At 65.2% G+C, this 20,707-nt stretch carries 18 protein-coding genes and 1 tRNA gene; 3 read left to right on the forward strand and 16 right to left on the reverse strand.

Annotation, left to right across the window (positions count from 1 at the left end; genetic code table 11):
* Positions 1-33: 33 nt before the first annotated feature.
* From infC to ACIGFL_RS07565, 3 genes are all read right to left on the reverse strand, one after another.
* The gene (infC, locus tag ACIGFL_RS07555) at positions 34-585 is read right to left on the reverse strand and encodes a translation initiation factor IF-3 (RefSeq protein WP_177342863.1); all 552 of its coding nucleotides are present in this window, start codon (positions 583-585) and stop codon (positions 34-36) included.
* Complete coding sequence (gene thrS, locus ACIGFL_RS07560; protein ID WP_021441983.1) at positions 585-2,507, reverse strand: threonine--tRNA ligase; 1,923 nt, start codon at positions 2,505-2,507, stop codon at positions 585-587. Before thrS ends, infC begins: the two co-directional genes overlap by 1 nt.
* 282 nt (positions 2,508-2,789) lie before the next feature.
* Positions 2,790-2,866, reverse strand: a tRNA-Val gene (locus tag ACIGFL_RS07565).
* Positions 2,867-3,051: 185 nt separating this feature from the next.
* On the opposite strand from ACIGFL_RS07565, the gene ACIGFL_RS07570 reads away from it, so the two are divergent.
* Positions 3,052-4,335 (forward strand): NAD(P)/FAD-dependent oxidoreductase, encoded by a 1,284-nt coding sequence (locus ACIGFL_RS07570; RefSeq protein ID WP_397496729.1) that lies wholly within the window; start codon positions 3,052-3,054, stop codon positions 4,333-4,335.
* Between the two features lie 48 nt (positions 4,336-4,383).
* Here ACIGFL_RS07570 and ACIGFL_RS07575 read toward each other — a convergent pair whose 3' ends face one another.
* From ACIGFL_RS07575 to ACIGFL_RS07630, 12 genes are all read right to left on the reverse strand, one after another.
* Positions 4,384-5,337, reverse strand: a complete 954-nt coding sequence (locus ACIGFL_RS07575; RefSeq protein WP_397496730.1) for a PA2778 family cysteine peptidase — start codon at positions 5,335-5,337, stop codon at positions 4,384-4,386.
* Positions 5,322-5,723: a PA2779 family protein gene (locus ACIGFL_RS07580; RefSeq protein ID WP_021441980.1), complete on the reverse strand. Its 402-nt coding sequence runs from the start codon at positions 5,721-5,723 to the stop codon at positions 5,322-5,324. The genes ACIGFL_RS07575 and ACIGFL_RS07580 overlap by 16 nt, the downstream gene beginning before the upstream one ends.
* An 87-nt stretch (positions 5,724-5,810) precedes the next feature.
* Positions 5,811-7,535, reverse strand: a complete 1,725-nt coding sequence (locus ACIGFL_RS07585) for a NahK/ErcS family hybrid sensor histidine kinase/response regulator (protein WP_397496731.1) — start codon at positions 7,533-7,535, stop codon at positions 5,811-5,813.
* Complete coding sequence (ercA, locus tag ACIGFL_RS07590) at positions 7,519-8,682, reverse strand: alcohol dehydrogenase-like regulatory protein ErcA (protein ID WP_397496732.1); 1,164 nt, start codon at positions 8,680-8,682, stop codon at positions 7,519-7,521. The genes ACIGFL_RS07585 and ercA overlap by 17 nt, the downstream gene beginning before the upstream one ends.
* 76 nt (positions 8,683-8,758) lie before the next feature.
* Positions 8,759-10,720, reverse strand: coding sequence for an alpha/beta hydrolase family protein (locus ACIGFL_RS07595; protein ID WP_397496733.1), 1,962 nt, complete (start codon positions 10,718-10,720; stop codon positions 8,759-8,761).
* The gene (gene pqqE, locus ACIGFL_RS07600) at positions 10,708-11,862 is read right to left on the reverse strand and encodes a pyrroloquinoline quinone biosynthesis protein PqqE (RefSeq protein ID WP_397496734.1); all 1,155 of its coding nucleotides are present in this window, start codon (positions 11,860-11,862) and stop codon (positions 10,708-10,710) included. Before pqqE ends, ACIGFL_RS07595 begins: the two co-directional genes overlap by 13 nt.
* Positions 11,834-12,112 carry a pyrroloquinoline quinone biosynthesis peptide chaperone PqqD gene (gene pqqD, locus ACIGFL_RS07605; protein ID WP_021446380.1) on the reverse strand — a complete coding sequence of 93 codons (279 nt, stop codon included), beginning with the start codon at positions 12,110-12,112 and terminating at the stop codon, positions 11,834-11,836. Before pqqD ends, pqqE begins: the two co-directional genes overlap by 29 nt.
* An 85-nt stretch (positions 12,113-12,197) precedes the next feature.
* Positions 12,198-12,950: a pyrroloquinoline-quinone synthase PqqC gene (gene pqqC / locus ACIGFL_RS07610; protein ID WP_397496735.1), complete on the reverse strand. Its 753-nt coding sequence runs from the start codon at positions 12,948-12,950 to the stop codon at positions 12,198-12,200.
* Between the two features lie 29 nt (positions 12,951-12,979).
* The gene (gene pqqB / locus ACIGFL_RS07615) at positions 12,980-13,894 is read right to left on the reverse strand and encodes a pyrroloquinoline quinone biosynthesis protein PqqB (RefSeq protein WP_397496736.1); all 915 of its coding nucleotides are present in this window, start codon (positions 13,892-13,894) and stop codon (positions 12,980-12,982) included.
* A 48-nt stretch (positions 13,895-13,942) separates the two neighbouring features.
* Entirely contained in the window at positions 13,943-14,014 is a 72-nt protein-coding gene (gene pqqA / locus ACIGFL_RS07620) for a pyrroloquinoline quinone precursor peptide PqqA (RefSeq protein WP_003243383.1), read from the reverse strand.
* Between the two features lie 291 nt (positions 14,015-14,305).
* Positions 14,306-15,826 (reverse strand): aldehyde dehydrogenase family protein, encoded by a 1,521-nt coding sequence (locus ACIGFL_RS07625; protein WP_397496737.1) that lies wholly within the window; start codon positions 15,824-15,826, stop codon positions 14,306-14,308.
* 307 nt (positions 15,827-16,133) lie between these two features.
* Complete coding sequence (locus tag ACIGFL_RS07630) at positions 16,134-17,909, reverse strand: methanol/ethanol family PQQ-dependent dehydrogenase (protein ID WP_397496738.1); 1,776 nt, start codon at positions 17,907-17,909, stop codon at positions 16,134-16,136.
* Between the two features lie 262 nt (positions 17,910-18,171).
* Between ACIGFL_RS07630 and ACIGFL_RS07635 the strand changes: the two genes are divergently transcribed.
* Together ACIGFL_RS07635 and ACIGFL_RS07640 are read left to right on the forward strand one after the other, a co-directional pair.
* The gene (locus ACIGFL_RS07635; protein WP_397496739.1) at positions 18,172-19,404 is read left to right on the forward strand and encodes an ABC transporter substrate-binding protein; all 1,233 of its coding nucleotides are present in this window, start codon (positions 18,172-18,174) and stop codon (positions 19,402-19,404) included.
* Positions 19,405-19,471: 67 nt separating this feature from the next.
* Positions 19,472-19,858, forward strand: coding sequence for a hypothetical protein (locus tag ACIGFL_RS07640; protein WP_397496740.1), 387 nt, complete (start codon positions 19,472-19,474; stop codon positions 19,856-19,858).
* On the opposite strand, the gene ACIGFL_RS07645 is transcribed toward ACIGFL_RS07640, so the two are convergent.
* On the reverse strand, positions 19,825-20,706 hold the full coding sequence (locus ACIGFL_RS07645; RefSeq protein WP_397496741.1) for a nitrate- and nitrite sensing domain-containing protein: 882 nt from the start codon (positions 20,704-20,706) through the stop codon (positions 19,825-19,827). The two genes, ACIGFL_RS07640 and ACIGFL_RS07645, sit on opposite strands and share 34 nt — an antisense overlap.
* Between the last annotated feature and the right edge of the window lies 1 nt (position 20,707).

A 20,707-nucleotide genomic window follows, 5' to 3' on the forward strand; every position in this document is an offset into this window, starting at 1 on the left:
TGATAACCATCAGGCCTGCCAGTGCCCGGGAGGTTATTTACGCTTCTTGGGAGCGATGACCATCATCAGCTGGCGTCCTTCCAGCTTAGGATGCTGTTCAACGGTGCCGAGTTCGGCGAGGTCGGCTTCGACCCGCTTCAACAGCTCCATGCCCAGTTCCTGGTGGGCCATCTCACGGCCGCGGAATCGTAGCGATACCTTGGCCTTGTCCCCATCTTCAAGGAAACGTACCAGGTTGCGTAGTTTTACCTGGTAATCCCCTTCTTCCGTCCCTGGACGAAACTTGATCTCTTTGATCTGTTGCTGGTGCTGATTCTTCTTCGCAATAGCAGCCTGCTTTTTCTTTTCGAACAGGTGCTTGCCGTAGTCCATGATGCGGCAAACCGGCGGGACTGCGTCAGCGGAGATCTCTACCAGATCCAGCTTGGCTTCTTCAGCCACGCGCAATGCCTCATCAATCGAAACAATACCAACCTGCTCGCCGTCCGCACCAATCAGGCGAACCTCACGTGCGGTGATGTTCTCGTTGATCGGCGCCTTGGGAGCGGCCCGCTTATCCTGTCTCATTTCACGCTTAATAGTTATTACTCCGAATCTTGGCGACCACGCCGGGAAACCGCTTGCTGCAATTGCGCGGCGAACTGCTCGAGGGGCATGGAGCCCAGATCGACGCCTTCACGGGTGCGCACAGCAACGGATCGTGTCTCAACCTCCCGATCTCCAATAACCAAGAGATAGGGAACCTTGAGCAAAGTATGCTCGCGGATTTTAAAGCCGATCTTTTCGTTTCTCAAGTCAGCCTTGGCACGAAAACCGCTTTGGTTGAGAGTTTTCTCTGCTTCGCGGGCAAAATCGGCCTGCTTGTCGGTGATATTCATGATCACCGCCTGGGTCGGCGCCAGCCAGGCCGGGAACGCCCCTTCGTAGTGCTCGATGAGGATGCCGATGAAGCGCTCGAAGGAACCGAGGATCGCCCGGTGCAGCATGACCGGATGCTTGCGGTTGTTGTCCTCGGAAACGTACTCCGCCCCCAGGCGCACCGGCAGATTGAAGTCCAGCTGCAGAGTACCGCACTGCCACACACGACCCAGGCAATCCTTCAGCGAGAACTCGATCTTCGGCCCATAGAAGGCGCCCTCGCCCGGCTGCAGGTCATAGGCCAGCCCGGCACTGTCGAGCGCCGCCGCCAGGGCCGCCTCAGCGCGATCCCACAGCTCATCGGAACCCACGCGCTTTTCCGGACGAGTGGACAGCTTGAGCTGGATGTCGGTGAAGCCGAAGTCGGCGTAGACCGCCTGGGTCAGCTTGATGAAGTCGGCGGATTCGGCCTGCATCTGCTCTTCGGTGCAGAAGATGTGCGCGTCGTCCTGAGTGAAGCCGCGCACGCGCATGATGCCGTGCAGCGCACCTGACGGCTCGTTGCGGTGGCAGGCACCGAACTCGGCCAGGCGCATCGGCAGCTCGCGATAGCTCTTCAGACCCTGATTGAATACCTGTACGTGGCACGGGCAGTTCATCGGCTTGATCGCGTAATCGCGGCTTTCCGATTCGGTGGTGAACATGTTCTCGGCGTAATTGGCCCAGTGCCCGGACTTCTCCCACAGGCTGCGATCGACCACCTGCGGCGTCTTGATCTCCAGGTAACCATGCTCGCGCTGCACCTGACGCATGTACTGTTCGAGCACTTGGTACAGGGTCCAGCCATTGGGATGCCAGAACACCATGCCCGGCGCCTCTTCCTGGGTATGGAACAGGTCCAGGCGCTTGCCGATCTTGCGGTGATCGCGCTTCTCGGCTTCTTCGATGCGCTGGATATAGGCCGCCAGCTGCTTCTTGTCCGCCCAGGCGGTGCCATAGATGCGCTGCAGCTGCTCGTTCTTCGAATCGCCGCGCCAGTAGGCACCGGATATACGGGTCAGCTTGAACGCCTTGAGGAAACGGGTGTTGGGGACGTGCGGACCGCGGCACATGTCGACGTACTCCTCATGGAAGTACAGCCCCATGGCCTGCTCGTCCGGCATATCGTCGATCAGGCGCAGCTTGTATTCCTCGCCGCGCGCCCTGAACAGCTCGACGACCTCGGCACGCGGCGTCATCTTCTTGATGACGTCGTAGTCCTTGTCGATCAGCTCAGCCATACGCTTTTCGATGGCCGCCATGTCTTCCGGGGTGAAGGGACGGTCAATGGCAATGTCGTAATAGAAGCCTTCATCGATGACCGGACCGATCACCATCTTGGCGTTCGGATAGAGCTGCTTGACCGCATGCCCAACCAGGTGAGCGCAGGAGTGGCGGATGATCTCCAGCCCCTCTTCGTCCTTCGGCGTGATGATCTGCAGGGTCGCGTCAGCCTCAATCAGGTCGCAAGCATCGACCTGGCGACCATTGACCTTACCGGCCAGGGTGGCCTTGGCCAGGCCCGCACCAATGGACTGGGCGACCTCCAGCACGGAAACCGGATGATCGAACGAACGCTGACTGCCGTCGGGAAGAGTAATGATGGGCATGGCGCCTCCTCTCCTAGTGGTGACCCCTACCAAAGGTCACGTGGGTTGGGATGAGCCAGGAAGCGATCCGGCGGTATACCTGCCGAACGATGGCAGGAGCCCCAAGGGCCAACCAGAACCGAACCAGAGTCACTGGAAGTAAAGAGTGCGGATGCTTTCAGAAAGCCTGAACCCTGACAAGCAACCACAGACAATATCCGAGCGAAATCCCCGGAAGTTTTTGCCGCCACGAATGACGAGCAACAAAAAAGGGGTCGTATCAACGACCCCTTTTAATCGATTTGGTAGGCACAATTGGACTCGAACCAACGACCCCCACCATGTCAAGGTGGTGCTCTAACCAACTGAGCTATGTGCCTTCGATGGGTGCGCATTCTACGCAGAAGTTTTTGGCCGTCAACAGGTTTTTTCGCTAACTCACTGAAATAGGCCAAATTTTTTATTTCAGCCAGGCTCGTTGAATATTTTGCACAGGCACTAGCCGGGCATTTTCAACTCAGGTAGGATCGGCTCATTCGTAAAAAATAAAGAACAGAGGTTCAAAATGGCGCACACGGCATACCCACAATCCTACTACGCCGCTTCTGCCAACCCCGTTCCCCAACGCCCTGCCCTGCAAGGCGAAGTGGAAACGGACGTCTGCATCGTCGGCGCCGGCTACACCGGCCTGTCCACCGCGCTGTTTCTGCTGGAGAATGGCTTCAAGGTGAGCATCGTCGAGGCGGCCAAGGTCGGCTTCGGTGCCTCCGGGCGCAACGGCGGGCAGATCGTCAACAGCTACAGCCGCGACATCGACGTGATCGAGCGCAGCGTCGGCCCCAAGCAGGCGCAACTGCTCGGGCAGATGGCTTTCGAGGGCGGCCGCATCATCCGTGAGCGCATCGCCAAGTACGACATCCAGTGCGACCTCAAGGACGGCGGCGTGTTCGCCGCGCTCACCGACAAGCAGATGGGCCATCTGGAAGCGCAGAAGAAGCTGTGGGAGCGCTATGGCCACACCCAGCTGGAACTGATGGACGCCAAGCGCATCCGTGAGGTGGTGGCCACCGACAACTATGTCGGCGGCATGCTCGACATGAGCGGCGGCCATATCCATCCGCTGAACCTGGCCTTGGGCGAGGCCGCCGCGGTGGAGTCGCTCGGCGGGGTGATCTACGAGCAATCCCCGGCCACCCGCATCGACCGCGGCGCCAACCCGGTGGTGCACACACCCGAAGGGCGGATCAAGGCCAAGTTCGTGGTGGTGGCGGGCAACGCCTACCTCGGCAACCTGATGCCGGAGCTGTCGGCCAAGTCGATGCCCTGCGGTACCCAGGTGATCACCACCGAGCCGCTGCCCGACGAACTGGCCGCCAGCCTGCTGCCGCAGGATTACTGCGTCGAGGACTGCAACTACCTGCTCGACTACTATCGCCTGTCCGGCGACAAGCGCCTGATCTTCGGCGGCGGCGTGGTCTACGGCGCGCGCGACCCGGCCAATATCGAGGCGATCATCCGGCCGAAGATGCTCAAGACCTTCCCCCAGCTGAAGGACGTGAAGATCGACTTCGCCTGGACCGGCAACTTCCTGCTGACCCTGTCGCGCCTGCCCCAGGTCGGCCGCCTCGGCGACAACATCTACTATTCGCAGGGTTGCAGCGGCCATGGCGTGACCTACACCCACCTGGCCGGCAAGGTGCTGGCCGAGGCGCTGCGCGGCCAGGCCGAGCGTTTCGACGCCTTCGCCAACCTGCCGCACTACCCCTTCCCGGGCGGGCGGATGTTCCAGGTACCGTTCAGCGCCCTCGGCGCCTGGTACTACACCCTGCGCGACAAGCTGGGCGTGTAACGACCGCAGGAACAAAAACGGCGCCCTTGGGCGCCGTTTTCGTTTGCCTTATGGACAGGCCGGCAAGGCCTGACATTGACCCGTTGCGACGCTCGCCTTCAGCGGCTCGGCAAAGCGCGCATCCTCCGGGGCCAGGCGCCGCGCGCAGGCCTGGGCCTGCTGCGCGCGTTCGCCGCAGCCTTGCTCGCCGAGCAACTGGGCCAGATTGAACCAGCCGGCGGCGAAATCCGGCTCGCGTTGCAGGCTGGCGCGCAGCGCCTGCTCGGCGCCTTGGCGATCACCTTCGGCATAGCGGCTGTTGGCCAGAGCGAACCAGCTCAGCGCCTGCTCCGGCCAGGCCTGGGTGGCGCGTCGATAGGCACGCTGCGCCGCCATCTTGCGCCCGGTCTGCTCCAGATCGCTGGCGGCCTTGAGCCAGGCGCGCATGTCGGCCTGCGCCGGCAATTGCTCCGGCGGCAAGGCCAGCACCGCCCAGCGCCCGCCGCGCGCCCAGCTCTGGTCGAAGCTGGCGAAATCATCCACCAGGCGCCGCGTGGTGCCGGAGCGCAGGATCAGCGTGCGCTCGCGACGGTCGTAGCCGACCACCACGGCGAAGTGCCATTGCGGGTAGAAGTCGAACGCCAGGTTCTGCAGCACCAGCACCGGATTGCCGGCGGCCACCTCGGCCAGCAGCGCCTCCAGACGCGGCTGCAGCGGATACACCAGCATGTCGTGGCTGCGTGCGGCGGCAACCATCTCCACCTGCAGACTGCCTTCGCGACCGGGCAGGTAGACCTTGTCCTTGAGCACGCCAGGGGTGGTCAGCACACCGCGCTGGTTGAGCATGGTGGCCAACGCCGCCGGCCCGCACTGGTAGGCGTCCTGCGGGAAGAACGGCACATCGCTCAGCTCGACCCGCTCAGGCAAACGCTCGGCCTCCGGCGATAACAGCGGAGACCGAGCGCAGGCTGTGAGTAGAACGACTGAAGCGATACAGGCGAGGCGAATCAGCGATTGATGCATTTGACGAAATTGAAGATGTTGGTGGCGCACAGCATATCAGTGATGATGAAGATCACCAGGAACAGCACGATGATGCCGACCACGCCGGCACCGGCGGGCGCCTGATCCAGCTGCTGGTTGAACTGCGCCAGCTCGGCCGGGGTGAGGCTGGCGATACGCGACTCCACCTGCTCGCGCTCGACGCCCATGGCCACCAGTTTGTCCTTGACCTGCTCGTCGTCGAGCATGGCCATCAATTGCGCCTGATCCACCTGGTGCTGCTGTTCGGCGAGCACCTCGTGGGTGCCGATCATGGCCGCATTGGCGACGGGTATCTGCACCACCAGCAGCAGGTGCAGCAATGCGGTGAAGAACGCCAGACGGCGCAGAACGGGGTGCATGGACATTGTCATTGTGGTTGTCTCCTGAGACGGCTAGGTAGCCAATAGACAGTATGGCAGGCGTCCGGGTTCACCCCGAAAATCAGCACCCGCTCACACTTCCTGCAGCAACTGGCTGAGCACCGCTCGCAACTTGCCCGGCTTGACCGGCTTGTTCAGCAGCGGCGCACCCAGCGCCTGCAGCTCGCGGCGGCAGGCGTCGCTGCGGTCGGCGCTGATGATCAGCGCGGGAATCGGCCGGGCGAACGCCTCGCGCAGCTGCTGGATCACCTGGCAGCCGAGCACGCCGTGATCGAGGTGGAAATCCGCCAGTATCACCTCCGGCGCCCTGCCCTGCAGGCGCTGCAGCGCTTCGGGCAGATCCAGTGCGGTGACCACCTCGCAGCCCCACTGGCCGAGCAGCGCGGCCATGCTGTGCAGGATCGCCTCTTCGTTGTCGATCACCAGCAGGCGCCGCCCCGGCAGCGGGTCGCCGAGCAGCGGCTGCGGCATGGGCTGCGCCGGCCGTTGCGGGCGCTCGGCGGCCAACGGCACGCGGATGCTGAACAGCGAGCCGCGCCCCGGCTGCGAACTCACCCGCACCGGATAACCGAGCATGCGCGCGATACGCTCGACTATGGCCAGGCCGAGGCCGACGCCCTTGCGCTCGGTGGCGCGGCCGACGTCCAGCTGGTTGAACTCGAGGAAGATCTTGTCCAGTTGGTCGGCGGGAATGCCGCGGCCGCTGTCCCACACCTGCAGCTCGAGAAACTGGCCGCGCCGCCGCGCGCCGAGCAGCACGCCGCCGCGTTCGGTGTAACGACAGGCGTTGCTGAGGAAGTTGCGCAGGATGCGCGTGAGCAGGCGGAAATCGGTGTGCACCGCGCAGTCGGCGATGCGCACGCGCAGGCGCAGGCCGCGGGCCACGGCGACGCCGTCGAACTCCGAGGCCAGCGGCGCCAGCAGCTCCTCCAGGCGATAGACGTCGAGGTCCGGCTTGATCGCCGCCTGGTCCAGCTTGGAGATGTCCAGCAGGTCGGTGAGCAGATCCTCGGCGCCTTCGAGTGCCAGGTGGCTGCGTTCCACCAGATTGAGCTCGGCGCTCGGCAGCTCGCGCTCACGCAGGGTGGAGATCAGCAGTCGCGCGGCGTTGAGCGGCTGCAGCAGGTCGTGGCTGGCGGCGGCCAGGTACTTGTCCTTGCTGCGGTTGGCCGCCTCGGCGGCGTCGCGCGCCTCGCGCAGGGCCTGCTCGATGCGCTCGCGCTCTTCGATCTGCCGTTGCAGGTTGCGGTTGGATTCGAGCAGCTCGTAGGTACGTGCAGCGACCCGGCGCTCCAGTTCGTCGTTGAGTTGTTGCAGGCGCTGCTGGGCCTGCTTGCGCTCGGTGATGTCGGCGACGAAACCCTCGAACAGGCCCTCGCCTTCGGGCTTGAGCAGCAGGTTCATCAACACGTCGATGACGCTGCCGTCGCGCCGGCGCAACTGGGTCTCGTAACCGACCAGGGCGGCGCCGCGGCCCAGCTGCTCGCGAATCCGCGCCAGCTCATCGAAACCGCCGACGAACAGGTGGCGCGCCAGGTCGTTCAGCGACCACAGCACCTGCTGCGGATCGTCGTAACCAAGCATGCGTGCCATGGCCGGGTTGGCCGCCAGCACGCCCTGCTGCAGGCTGGCCTGGAAGATGCCGTGCACGGCGTGCTCGAACAGCCATTTGTAGCGGTTGCGCTCGGTTTCCAGCTCCTCCAGGCGCGCCAGCAGCTCGGGGTAGTGGCTCTTGCGCGCAGACTGGCTGCTGAGCCCCAGCAGCCCGGCTAGCGCCTCGTCAGAGCGCCTCGCCATAGACCACCTCGACGTCGCGCTGGGTCGACTCGCGCGGGTTGGTAAGGATGCACGGATCGTCCATGGCATGGCTGGAAAGGAACGGAATGTCCGAGCTGCCGACGCCATGCAAGCCGAGGGTTTCGCGGAAGCCCACGGAATGCTTTAAGGCGATCAGGTGCTCGACCAGGCGCTGGCGAATCTGCGCGTGGTTCAGCCCGCGACAGTCGATGCCGAGGGTTTCGGCGATGACCTTGAAACGCTCCGGCGCCGCGCTGTAGTTGAAGGCCACCACGTGCTCGACCAGCACCGCGTTGCACAGGCCATGCGGCAGGTCGAGGAAACCGCCGAGGCTGTGGCTCATCGCATGCACCGCTCCGAGGATGGCGTTGGAGAAGGCCAGCCCGGCCTGCATGCTGCCGAGCATGATCTTCTCGCGCAGGGCGATGTCCGCCGGGTTGGCGATCATCTGCACCAGGTTGCCGTTGATCAGGCGCATGGCCTCCAGCGCATGCGGGTCGGTGAGCGGGCCGTGGCCCGTGGAGACGAAGGCCTCGATGGCGTGCACCAGGGCGTCGATGCCGGTACAGGCGCTAAGGAAGGGATCCATGCTCAGGGTGGTTTCCGGGTCGATCAACGACACGTCCGGCACCACCGCCTTGCTGACGATGGAGAACTTCATCCGTTCCTGCTGGTTGGAGATGATCACGAACTGCGAGACATCGGCCGAGGTGCCGGCGGTGGTCGGAATCAGGATCAGCGGCGGGCTGGGCACGCGGATGGTATCCACGCCCTCGAACTCGAGGATGCTGCGACCGTGAGCGACGACGATGCCGATGCCCTTGGCACAGTCCATCGGGCTGCCGCCGCCGACTGCGACTATCACGTTGCAGCCCTCGCTGCGATACAGCTCGGCGCCGGTCATCACCTCTTCCACCCGCGGGTTGGGCGAGACCTGGGTGTACAGGCAATAGGCGATGCCCTGGGCCTGCAGGCTGGCCTCGATATCGCCGGCCCAGCCGGCCGCGACCACGCCGGGGTCGGACACCACCAGCACCTTGCGTGCGCCGAAGGTCTTGGCGTAGTTGCCGACGTTGTGCCGGGAGCCGGCGCCGAAGATGATCTCCGGGGAAACGAATTTACGCAGTTGGCTCAAATCGTGGCTCATGCAACGGCCTGATCTTGTTGTTATCGAATGGCTTCCAGCCTACTGCATTGCTCGGCCAATGCAATGCGACCTACGCCTAGCGCAGGGCCTGGTAGAAGGCATGCTCGGCGCGCAGCGCCGTGGCCAGATTGGCGGCCTGGCGAAAGCCGTGCCGCTCTTCGGCGAACAGGTGATACTCGACCGGCAAACCGCGCCGGCGCAGCGCCGCCACCATGGCCTCGGTCTGGCTCGGTACCACCACCGCGTCCAGCCCGCCTTGAAAGAAGATCAGCGGCGCAGCGATGCGCTCGGCCTGCAGCAGCGGTGTGCGCGCCCGGTAGCGCTCGGCATCCCGTTCGGGATCGCCGATCAGCCAGTCCAGATAATCCGCCTCGAACTTGTGGGTGACCCGGCGCAGCGCCAGCGGGTCGCTGACGCCGTAGAGACTGGCACCGCCGCGCAGCCCGGGTAGCTCGGCCAGCGCCCGCAGCGCGCTGTAGCCGCCGGCGCTGGCACCGCGGACGAACACCTGCGCCGGATCGATAGCGCCGTCACTGGCCAACTGGTCGATGGCGGCGCGGATATCCTCGACCTCCAGCGCCCCCCATTGCCCCGCCAGACGCAGCCGGTAGGCGCGACCGTAGCCGCTGCTGCCACGATAGTTGAGGTCGAGCACGGCGTAGCCGCGCAGCGTCCAGAAGGCGATGCGCGGATCGAATACCGGATAGCAGGCCGAGGTGGGGCCGCCGTGCAGGAAGATCAGCAGCGGTGGGCGTGCTTCGGCGGCAACGGGCGCATAGAAAAAACCGTGGCAGCGCTCGCCCTCGCCCACCGCACAGCTGAATGGCTGGGGCCGTGACAGCTGTGCTTCACCTAGCGGCTGCCCACCGCCCGCCAGTATCTGCAACGCGCCATCGCTGCGGCAAATGGCAAGCACCGCCGGCAGACGATCCGGGGCGGCCGCGATGCAGTAGAAATATTCGCTATCGGCAGCCAGGCTGCGGAAACGTGTAAACCCTTCGGCCAACCGCCGCTCTGCGTAGGGTGCGCTGTGCGCACCGATTGGTTTGCCGCTGAGATCGCTGGTGCGCACAACCTGGGCGGCCCCGCGCCCCTCTATCAGAATGCCTACACCCTGCTCGAAACGGGTCAGCAGCAGCTCACCATGCTCCAGCGGCAGATAGGTGCGGCCACCCAGTTGCCAGGGCGCCGGCGCATGATCGTAGGGTGCGGCTTGCAGCTCTAGGCCGTGATCGACGCACTCGGGCTGCCACCAGCCCGCCTCGTCGCTCAACACCCACAAGCGGTTCTGCGCATCGAAGCGTGGCTGCTGCAGAGAACGATCACCCGCCTGCCCAGCCAGCACCCGAGTAGGCTGGCCCGACTCGCGCTGGCACAGGCGCGTGGCGACCCAGGGCTGGTGCGGGCGATCCCACTCGATCCAGGCCAGGCGCTGGCCAGTGGAGTCCGCCACCGGCGCTGCGTAGAAATCGGCGCCCTCGACCAGCACCTCGCGCTGGCCATCGAGGCCGATGCGTACCAGGCGATGCAGCACCGCGCCGCGCTCATGACTCTCCTCCACCGCCAGCAGCGCCTGCCAGGCGGGCACGAAGGCCAGGTCGCCATAACGGCAGTGAGAGCTAGCAGTCAGCGCCTGAGGCTCAAGGCCCGTAGGAGCGGCTTTAGCCGCTAAGCCCTTTGGCTCATCGCGGTTCGCGGCTAAAGCCGTTCCTACAGAAATACCCGCCATTGGCAGATGGTAGATCTGCTGATCACGCTCGTTGACGAAGGCCACGCCCTGCTCCGTGGCACAGCAGGCGCCGCCGCCGTATTCGTAGACGCGGCTGCGTACGGAAAACCCCGGCGGGGTCAGCTCGCAAACTGCGTCATCGCGGCAGAAGAACAACCCGCAACGGGCCTGCAGCGGATCGAAAGCCACCCACAGCAGGCCGTCATGGGCGGCGTGCAGTTCGGCGAAGTCGGCGCTGGCGGCTGCGGCCTGTTCGGCGCTCCAGATATCGTCGGGGTCGGTGCGCCTGGCGCACCCTAGATCTTGCATATGATTCGCGAGGCCTTTTCGTTGCGGTACTGCAGGGTCTCCAGCCCCAGCGGCGCTTCGTCGGCCTGCTGGCGGGCGGCGAGAATGACGCCGTGATGGGCCGACTTGCTGCACACCGGGTCGGCATTGCTGGCGTCGCCGGTGAGCAGGAAGGCCTGACAGCGGCAGCCGCCGAAGTCCTTGTGCTTCTCGTCGCAGCTGCGGCAGGGCTCGGGCATCCAGTCGTCGCCACGGAAGCGATTGAAGCCGAAGGATTCGCGCCAAATGTAATCCAGACTGTGTTTGCGCACATTGGGAAACTGCACCGGCAGCTGCCGCGCGCTGTGGCAAGGCAGCGCCGTGCCGTCCGGGGTGATGTCGAGGAACAGATTGCCCCAGCCGTTCATGCAGGCCTTGGGCCGCTCCTCGTAGTAGTCCGGGGTGACGAAGATCAGCTTGCACGGGTGGTTCTCGGCCGCCAGCCTGTCGCGCCACTGGTGGGTGATGCGCTCGGCGCGTTCGAGCTGCGCGCGGGTCGGCAGCAAGCCGGCGCGGTTGAGCTCGGCCCAGCCGTAGAACTGGCAGGTGGCGAGCTCGACGAAATCCGCCTCCAGCTCCAGGCACAGTTCGATGATGCGCTCGATATTGTCAATATTGTGCCGATGGGTAACGAAGTTGAGCACCATCGGGTAGCCGTGCGCCTTGACCGCACGGGCCATCGCCAGCTTCTGGGCGAAGGCCTTCTTCGAGCCGGCCAGCAGGTTGTTCACCTCCTCGTCAGCGGCCTGGAAGCTGATCTGGATATGGTCCAGCCCAGCCTCGGCGAACGCGGCGATGCGTGCTTCGGTCAGGCCAATGCCGGAGGTGATCAGGTTGGTGTAGTAGCCCAGGCCACGGGCCGCCGCGATCAGCTCGGCCAGGTCCTGGCGCACCAGCGGCTCGCCGCCGGAAAAGCCCAGTTGCACCGCGCCCAGCGCGCGGGCCTGGCGAAACACCTCGATCCACTCGGCGGTGGAGAGCTCGGCGCCCTGCTGGGCGAAGTCCAGCGGGTTGGAGCAGTAGGGGCACTGCAGTGGGCAGCGATAGGTCAGCTCGGCCAGCAGCCAGAGCGGCGGCCCTGGTTCATGACCTGCTTTAGCGAAGCTCGATCCAGAACTGAGCATGGGCCACCTCCATAAAGGCGAGGATGTCTTCGTCGATGCCGGGCACGTCGGGGAAGCGCTGGTGCAGGCTGTCGATGATCTCGGCCACCGAGCGCTTGCCGTCGACCTGCTGGAGGATCTCGCCGGCGCTGTCGTTGAGCTTGATCATGCCTTCCGGGTAGAGCAGCACATGGCAGCCCTGGGCCGGCTCGAACTGCAGGCGGAAGCCGCGACGGATGGCGGGGATATTGGGCAGGATGGCAGCAGTCATTGTTCGGGCTCCTGACTGGTGCGCACGGCGCACCCTACACAAGACTCAACCGCAGGGTGCGTCATGCGCACCGACACATCGGGTTTCATAGCGCGATCCCCCGATGCCAGACGCGCTCGGTGGTCACCGTGTGGTACGGCGGGCGCTGCAGCTCGTAGGCCATGCTCATGGCGTCGAGCATGCTCCACAGCACGTCGAGCTTGAACTGCAGGATGTTCAGCATGCGCTGCTGGGCATCAAAGGTGCGGTAGTGCTCCAGGGTGATGCGCAGGCCATGCTCGACATCGCGCCGCGCCTGGCTCAGGCGCTTGCGGAAGTAGTCGTAGCCGGCCGCATCGATCCAGGGATAGTGCTGCGGCCAGGCATCCAGGCGCGACTGGTGGATGGTCGGGGCGAACAGCTCGGTCAGCGAGCTGCTGGCCGCCTCCTGCCAGCTGGCGCGGCGAGCGAAGTTGACGTAGGCGTCGACGGCGAAACGCACGCCGGGCAATACCAGCTCCTGCGACAGCACCTGCTCGCGGTCGAGGCCGACCGACTCGGCCAGGCGCAGCCAGGCTTCGATGCCGCCTTCCTCGCCCGGAGCCCCATCGTGGTCGAGGATGCGCTGGATCCACTCGCGGCGGGTTTCGCGGTCCGGGCAGTTGGCCATGATCGCCGCGTCCTTGAGCGGAATATTGACCTGATAGTAGAAGCGGTTGGCCACCCAGCCCTGGATCTGCTCGCGGCTGGCCCGGCCTTCGTACATGACCCGGTGGTAGGGATGGTGAATGTGGTACAGCGCGCCCTTGGCGCGCAGCGCCTGCTCGAATTCGGCAGGGCTCATGGCAGGCTGGCTCATCTGCTCTCCGGATTTTTGTTATCGGCCCGTTACAGGTGGATGCTCATCCCATCGAACGCGACCTCGATGCCGCGGGCGTCCAGCTCGGCGCGCTCGGGCGAGTCCAGGTCGAGAATCGGGTTGGTGTTGTTGATATGGATCAGGATCTTGCGCGCCGCCGGCAGCCCCTCCAGCACTTCGAGCATGCCGCCCAGGCCGCTCTGCGGCAGGTGGCCCATCTCGCTGCCAAGCTTGTCGCCCACCTCGCACTGGCGCATCTCGTCGTCGCGCCACAGCGTGCCGTCCACCAGCAGGCAATCGGCGCGGCGCATCCAGCCCAGCAGCGGCTCGTCCACCTGGCCCAGGCCGGGGGCGTAGAACAAGGTCCCGCCCGTGCGCCGGTCCTCGATAAACAGGCCGATGTTGTCGCCCGGGTGCGGATTGCCGCGGTGCGGCGAATACGGCGGCGCGCTGCTGCGCAGGGCGATGGCGGTGAGGCGCAGCCCCGGACAGGCGGGAATGCTGAAGGGTTCGGCATCCAGTTCGATCAACCGGTGCTGCAGGCCTCCATTCCAGTGGCTGAGCATGTTGAACAGCGGAAAGCCGCTGGTCAGGTCCTGATGGACCATCTCGGTGCACCAAACCTGGTGCGGGCAGCCCTCGCGCAGGGTCAACAGGCCGGTGCAATGGTCGATCTGGCTGTCGAGCAGGACGATGCCGGCGATCGCCGTGTCGCGCAGCTGGCGCGCCGGCTGCAGGGCCGGGAAGGCTTCGAGCTGGGCGCGGATATCCGGCGAGGCGTTGCACAGGATCCACTCGCCGCCGTCATCGGAAAGGGCGATGGACGACTGGGTACGCGGCTGCGCGCGCAAGGTACCGGCGCGCACGCCGCGGCAGTTGCGGCAGTTGCAGTTCCACTGGGGAAAACCGCCGCCGGCGGCGGAACCGAGAACCTGGATATGCATGGGGCGTTACCGGTTGGGATGCCCCGGGCGAACCGGGGCCAAGGGCGATCAACGGTTGGCGAAGTACATGGTCACTTCGAAGCCAATGCGCAGGTCGGTGTAGGCGGGTTTAGTCCACATGGTGCGGTCCTCTTGTTATTGAGCCGGGGCATTCCGGCAACCCCATTAAGCCCCCGAGGAGCGAGCGGCCAAATGGTACTTTGGGAGGAGATTCGGCTGGCATTGGTAGGTAAGCGCACCCTATGGACAGCTGCGCATCGGCAATAAAAAACGCGGCCGAAGCCGCGTCGCGATAAGGGTCTGCTGCCGTTCAGGCTGATGGCTGCCCGCAGATCCACCCGGGTAGGGTTGCTCGCCGTGCAAGAGGCGGCGCGCCGGAGCGAGCGCACCGCTTTATGGGTGCATCAGAACTCAGAAGAAACCCAGCGGATTGATGTCATAGCTCACCAGCAGGTTCTTGGTCTGCTGGTAGTGGTCGAGCATCATCTTGTGGGTCTCGCGGCCGACGCCGGACTTCTTGTAGCCACCGAAGGCGGCATGCGCCGGGTACAGGTGGTAGCAGTTGGTCCACACGCGGCCGGCCTTGATCGCCCGGCCCATGCGGTAGGCGACGTTCATGTCGCGGCTCCACACCCCGGCGCCGAGGCCGAATTCGGTGTCGTTGGCAATGGCCAGGGCCTCGGCCTCGTCCTTGAAGGTGGTCACACCGATCACCGGGCCGAAGATCTCTTCCTGGAACACGCGCATCTGGTTGGTGCCCTTGAGCAGGGTCGGCTGGATGTAGTAACCGCTGGCCAGGTCGCCTTCCAGTTGCTCCGCCGCGCCGCCGGTCAGCACCTGGGCGCCTTCCTGCTGGGCGATCTCCAGGTAGCTGAGAATCTTGTCGAACTGCTGCTGCGAGGCCTGGGCGCCGACCATGGTCTCGGTGTCCAGCGGGTTGCCGCGCTTGATCTGTTTGACCTTCTTCATCACCTCGGCCATGAAAGCGTCGTAGATCGACTCCTGCACCAGCGCCCGCGACGGGCAGGTGCACACTTCGCCCTGGTTGAAGAAGCCCAGCACCAGACCTTCGGCGGCCTTCTCGATAAAGGCCGGCTCGGCGTTCATGATGTCGGCGAAGAAGATGTTCGGCGATTTGCCGCCCAGCTCCACGGTGGAGGGGATGATGTTCTCGGCGGCGCACTTGAGGATGTGCGAGCCCACCGGGGTGGAGCCGGTGAAGGCGATCTTGGCGATGCGTTTGCTGGTAGCCAGGGCTTCGCCGGCCTCACGGCCGAAGCCCTGGACCACGTTGAGCACGCCCGGCGGCAGCAGGTCGCCGATGATTTCCATCAGCAGGGTGATCGACAGCGGGGTCTGTTCGGCGGGCTTGAGCACGATGGCGTTGCCGGCGGCCAGGGCCGGGGCCAGCTTCCAGGCGGCCATCAGCAGCGGGAAGTTCCACGGAATGATCTGCCCGACCACGCCCAGCGGTTCGTGGAAGTGATAAGCCACGGTGCCGTCGTTGATCTCGGCGGTGCTGCCTTCCTGGGCGCGGATGCAGCCGGCGAAGTAGCGGAAGTGGTCGGCGGCCAGCGGCACATCGGCATTCAGCGTTTCGCGCACGGCCTTGCCGTTGTCCCAGGTCTCGGCCACGGCCAGCAGCTCGAGGTTGGCTTCGATGCGGTCGGCGATCTTCAGCAGGATGTGCGAGCGCTCCTGCACGCTGGTGCGGCCCCAGGCGTCGGCGGCGGCATGGGCGGCGTCCAGGGCGCGCTCGATGTCGGCGGCATTGGAACGGGGGAATTCGGCGATCACCGAGGCGTCGACCGGGCTGGTGTTGCTGAAATACTGGCCACTGAGCGGGGCGACGAACTCGCCGCCGATGTAGTTGCCATAGCGCGGCTTGAGGGTGACGACGGCGCCTGGAGTACCCGGTTTCGCGTAAATCATGATGCTGACCTCTCTTGTTGTCGGAGCCCGCTGCCAATCGGGGAAGCGAGTCATGGTTCGATCTTAGGAAGCCCCCGGAAACCTCGGTATGCGCCCATGGCACAGATCGTCTCGTCATTTGGTAGTAGAGCGGCGAGCGGTCTGCTGCGCGCCTTTGGCAGCGAGATAAGAGGCTATGGACGCTAAAGGCTAGACCCGCCTGCCTGGTCTTGCGCTGCGCCTGGCGGAAATTCTCCCGACGCAGCTTCAGGCGCCGGAAACGACGATGGCCGGACAGAGTCCGGCCATCGTCTGACACCTCAAGCGATCAGCGCTTGGCGACCAGCTCCTTCGGCAACTTGAAGGTCCAGAGCATGCCGCCCTGGTTCAGGTGCTTGACGCGCTTGGCCACCTCGCCACCCCACAGCGGTACGGCGCCGCCCCAGCCGGACAGCACCGAGACGTACTGCTCGCCGTCCATTTCCCAGGTCACCGGCGAGCCGATCACGCCCGAGCCGGTCTGGAATTCCCAGACCTTCTCGCCGGTCTTGGCATTGAACGCCTGCAGGTAGCCTTCCGGGTTGCCGGTGAACACCAGGTTGCCCTTGGTGGTCAGCACCCCGCCCCACAGCGGCGCGTAGTTCTTGTGGCGCCAGACTTCCTTGCCGGTCTTCGGATCGATGGCGCGCAGCACGCCGATGTACTCCTCGTTCAGCGGCTTGATGGTGAAGCCGGCACCCAGGTAGGCCGCGCCCTTCTTGTAGGCGATGTCCTCGTTCCAGATGTCCATGCCCCACTCGTTGGACGGCACGTAGAACAGGCCGGTGTCCTGGCTGTAGGCCATGGGCATCCAGTTCTTGGCGCCGAGGAAGGCCGGCGCGGCGAACACGCTCTTGCCCTTCTCCGCTGCGCTCGGCGAACCCGGACGGTTGCTGTCGTCGTAGATCGGCCGGCCATTCTTGTCCAGGCCCTTGGCCCAGGTGATCTTGTCGACGAAGGGGAAGCCGCGGATGAACTTGCCGTTGGTGCGGTCGAGCACGTAGAAGAAGCCGTTACGGTCGGCGGTGGCCGCGGCCTTGATGGTCTTGCCGCCTTCCTGGTAGTCGAAGGAGACCAGCTCGTTGACGCCGTCGAAGTCCCAGCCGTCGTGCGGGGTGGTCTGGAAGTGCCACTTGATGCTGCCGTCGTCCGGGTTCAGCGCCAGGCGCGAGGAGGAATAGAGGTTGTCGCCGGGACGCAGGTGCGAGTTCCACGGCGCCGGGTTGCCGGTGCCGAAGAACAGCAGATTGGTGTCGGCATCGTAGTAGCCGCCCAGCCAGGGCGCGGCGCCGCCGGTCTTCCACAGGTCGCCCGGCCAGGTCTTGCCGGCCTCGCCGCCGCTGATGCCGTTCTCCACGGCCTTGCCGTCCTTGTAGACGTAGCCCATGTGGCCTTCCACCGTCGGGCGGCTCCACAGTAGCTCGCCGTTCTTCGGGTCATAGGCCTCGATCTTGCCGACCACGCCGAACTCGCCGCCGGACACGCCGGTGATCAGCTTGCCGTTGACCACCAACGGCGCCGCAGTGATGGAGTAACCGGCCTTGTGGTCGGCCACGCTCTTGCGCCAGACCACCTTGCCGGTGTCCTTGTTCAGTGCCACCAGCTTGGCGTCGAGGGTGCCGAAGATCACCAGGTCGTCGTACAGGGCGACGCCGCGGTTGATCACGTCGCAGCAGGGACGGATATCGTCCGGCAGGCGCGCCTCGTACTGCCACAGTTCGCGGCCGGTGCGTGCATCGACGGCGAACACCCGCGAATAGGAGGCGGTGACGTACATCACGCCGTCCTTGATCAGCGGCTGCGCCTGCTGGCCGCGCTGCTTCTCGCCGCCGAAGGACATGGTCCACACCGGGCGCAGCTCCTTGACGTTCTGCTCGTTGAGGATGCTCAGCGGGCTGTAGCGCTGGCCCTGCAGGCCGAGGCCGTTGGTGACGATCTCGTCGGTGGTGCTGGCGTCCTTGAGAATCTCGGCGTCGGTGACCGCCAGCGCGGCGGCGGACGGCAACAGCATCGCCGCGCACAGCGCGGTGAGGATCAAGGGCTGGCGAAGACCGGTGTGTTTCATTGCGGCTACCTCTGCGGGTTCATTGTTATTGCCGGGAAAATTTCCCGGTCTGCCGCAAATTCTTCGCCCGCCCCGGCCACCCAACAATTGCACCCCCAGCCGATTTTCCTCCTTCCTTGGTAGCAATACCTGCACTGCGGCGCACGGCCCGACAGCCCCGAGCAGGCCGCCGCAAGTAGCAGCCAGGCGCCACCAAAAGCCCATGGCGAGCGGACGGCGCACCCCGTAGAAAAGCAGCTCCCCACCCACAAGGAGAATGTCCATGGGACGTGTTCTGCTCGCACTGCTGCTGGCCGGGTTGCTGGGCCAGGCGCAGGGCGAAAGCCTGACGATCGGCCTCAACTATCCGCGCACCGGCAACTACAAGGACGAAGGCCTGGAGCTGCGCCGCGGCGCGCTGCTGGCGGTGGAGGACGTCAACCGGCAAGGCGGCCTGCTCGGCCAGCGCCTGGAGCTACTCAGCGAAAACACCGATTCGGATGCCGCGCAGGCCAGCGCCAACGTCGAGCGGTTCGCCCGTCAGGGCGCGCGCATGGTCTTCGGCGGCGCCACCAGCGAGGAAGCCATGGCCGCCGGCAAGCGCGCCCGCGAGCTGGGCCTGCTGTACTTTGCCACCCTGAGCTACGCCAACGAGGTCACCGGCCAGGCCGGCCAGCGCTATCTGTTTCGCGAATCCGGCAGCGCCTGGATGAGCGCGCGGGTGCTCGGCGAATACCTGGCCTGGCATCTGCCGCGCCAGCGCTATCACTACATCGTCATCGACGACGCCTGGGGGCGCAGCATCGAGCAGGCCCTGCGCCAGGCCACCGGCAGCAGCGACCGCGCCCGCCACGGCCGCAGCGCCCTGCCCCGCGGCCCGCTGCGCCGTGAGCAATACCGCGCAGCCCTGGACAAGGCCGCCGCCAGCGGCGCCGACGTGCTGGTGCTGGCCCTGCTCGGCGACAACCTGCAACGCAGCATGCGCCTGGCACAGAACATGGGCCTCAAGCAGCGCATGCAGATCATCGTGCCGAACCTGACCAAGAGCCTGGTGCAGCAGGTCGGCCCCCAGGTAATGGAAGACGTGATCGGCACCGAGACCTGGGCCTGGGACGTGCCGAAGCAGGAGAACAGCGAAGAGGGCCAGCGCTTCGTCGAGCGCTACCTGGCAGTGCATCAGGAATACCCGGGCGGTACCGCGGCCTCGGCCTATACCGTCGTGCAGCAGTGGGCCGATGCCGTGCGGCGCAGCGCCAGCACCGACAGCGAGACGCTGATCGCCGCGCTCGAGGGCCACCGCTACCGCTTGCTCAAGGACGAGCAGCAATGGCGCAGTTTCGACCACCAGAACCTGCAGAGCATCTACGCCGTGCGCGTACGCAAGCGCGAACAGATCATGCGCGATCCGTTCAAGCAGCATTACTTCGAGATCATCCACCGCATGAGTGGCGAACAGGCCGCGCCGAGCCACGACGAATGGATCCAGGAGAGGGGCGAAGTCCTCAGCCTGCAGTGATCCCGATTGCGGCGGCCGAGGCTTTGCCCGACACTTGGCCGCCCATACGGATTGACCGGAGACGCCCGTGCCCCACCCTCGCCAGGAAACCCTCGATCACCCCGATGCGCTGGACTGCACTGTCTATCGCCCCGATGAACAGGACCCGGATGCCGAAGAGCAGGATCTGGGCGACTGCAAGGTCCTCTTCACCGGCGCCTTCGAGCCCCCGACCGAGTGGGACGCGCACCAGCGCGAAGACTACTTCGGCGAAGAAGACCCGCAGCACTTCGTCACTGCCCATATCGAGTGCCTGGCCAAGCCCGCCACCAAGGCATTCTTCATGGCGGAAAGTGGTGACTACCTGGCCGTGCAGGCCAGCCTGGGCGAAGTGGTCATGTACTACGTCTACGACCATGAAGAGACCGAGCATGGCCGGCACTACGTGCTGATTCGCGACGACGAGGAGCTCTGAACGCCGCCCTGAAGCTGGCCCAGGGCCGTATCGACCAGCCCCAGCAGCGCATCGATGGCCTGGGTGGCGTGCTGGAAATACTGCTTGGCGGCGATCACCGGTTGCTCGCGGCCGAGCAGATCCTGCTCCAGGCACCGCAGAAAGTCCTCAACCATTCGCTCGCACTGGCCCAGGCGCCAGGTATCGTCCTGTGGGTAGTGCGCCAAATGGCGCCGCAAGGTGGCGAAGGCCGCGCCGCTGAGCAGCTCGATCTTCTGGGCAAGGAAGCGCATACGCACCCGCTGCTCGGCGCTGCTGTGCCCCGCGGCGGCGACACCGGTACCCAGGGCGCGCGCCTGCCCGGCCCACTCGGCGGCCTGCACCACCTCGCGCCAGATGCAGGGCAGATAGCCGAGCTCCGCGCGCCCGGCGCCGAGGTCGATTTCGCTGGCCACGTCCTCCATCAGGAAGATGCTGTTGCGAATGATCAGGTGGTGCTGCAGCAGGTTGTTCGCCGCATCGCCGCCGTGACCGTCGCGCAGGCGCGACCAGTGATCGATCAGGCCGTGCCAGGCATCGGCATGGTTGCTGGCGAGCGCCTGGACATCGCGGATCAGTCGATCCAGTTCCTGGCGCGTGCCGGCCAGGTCGTGGCTCAGGCTGCGATCGCCGCACAGCACCCCGTTGCTCAAGCCGCGATGGCGCTGAAAAGCGCCGATCAGGCCGCGCAACAAGGCCAACTGAGCGATGTTCGCCTGCCGCAGTTGCAGCCGCTGACGGCGCAGGCGACGGTGTAGGACGAAGAACGCCAGGCCGAGTAGCAGGCCCAGGCCGACGCTGGCGAGAAAGGGCAAGATCCAAGCATGCATG

This window comes from Pseudomonas sp. NPDC077649 (assembly GCF_044542855.1).
Classification (GTDB): Bacteria; Pseudomonadota; Gammaproteobacteria; order Pseudomonadales; family Pseudomonadaceae; genus Aquipseudomonas.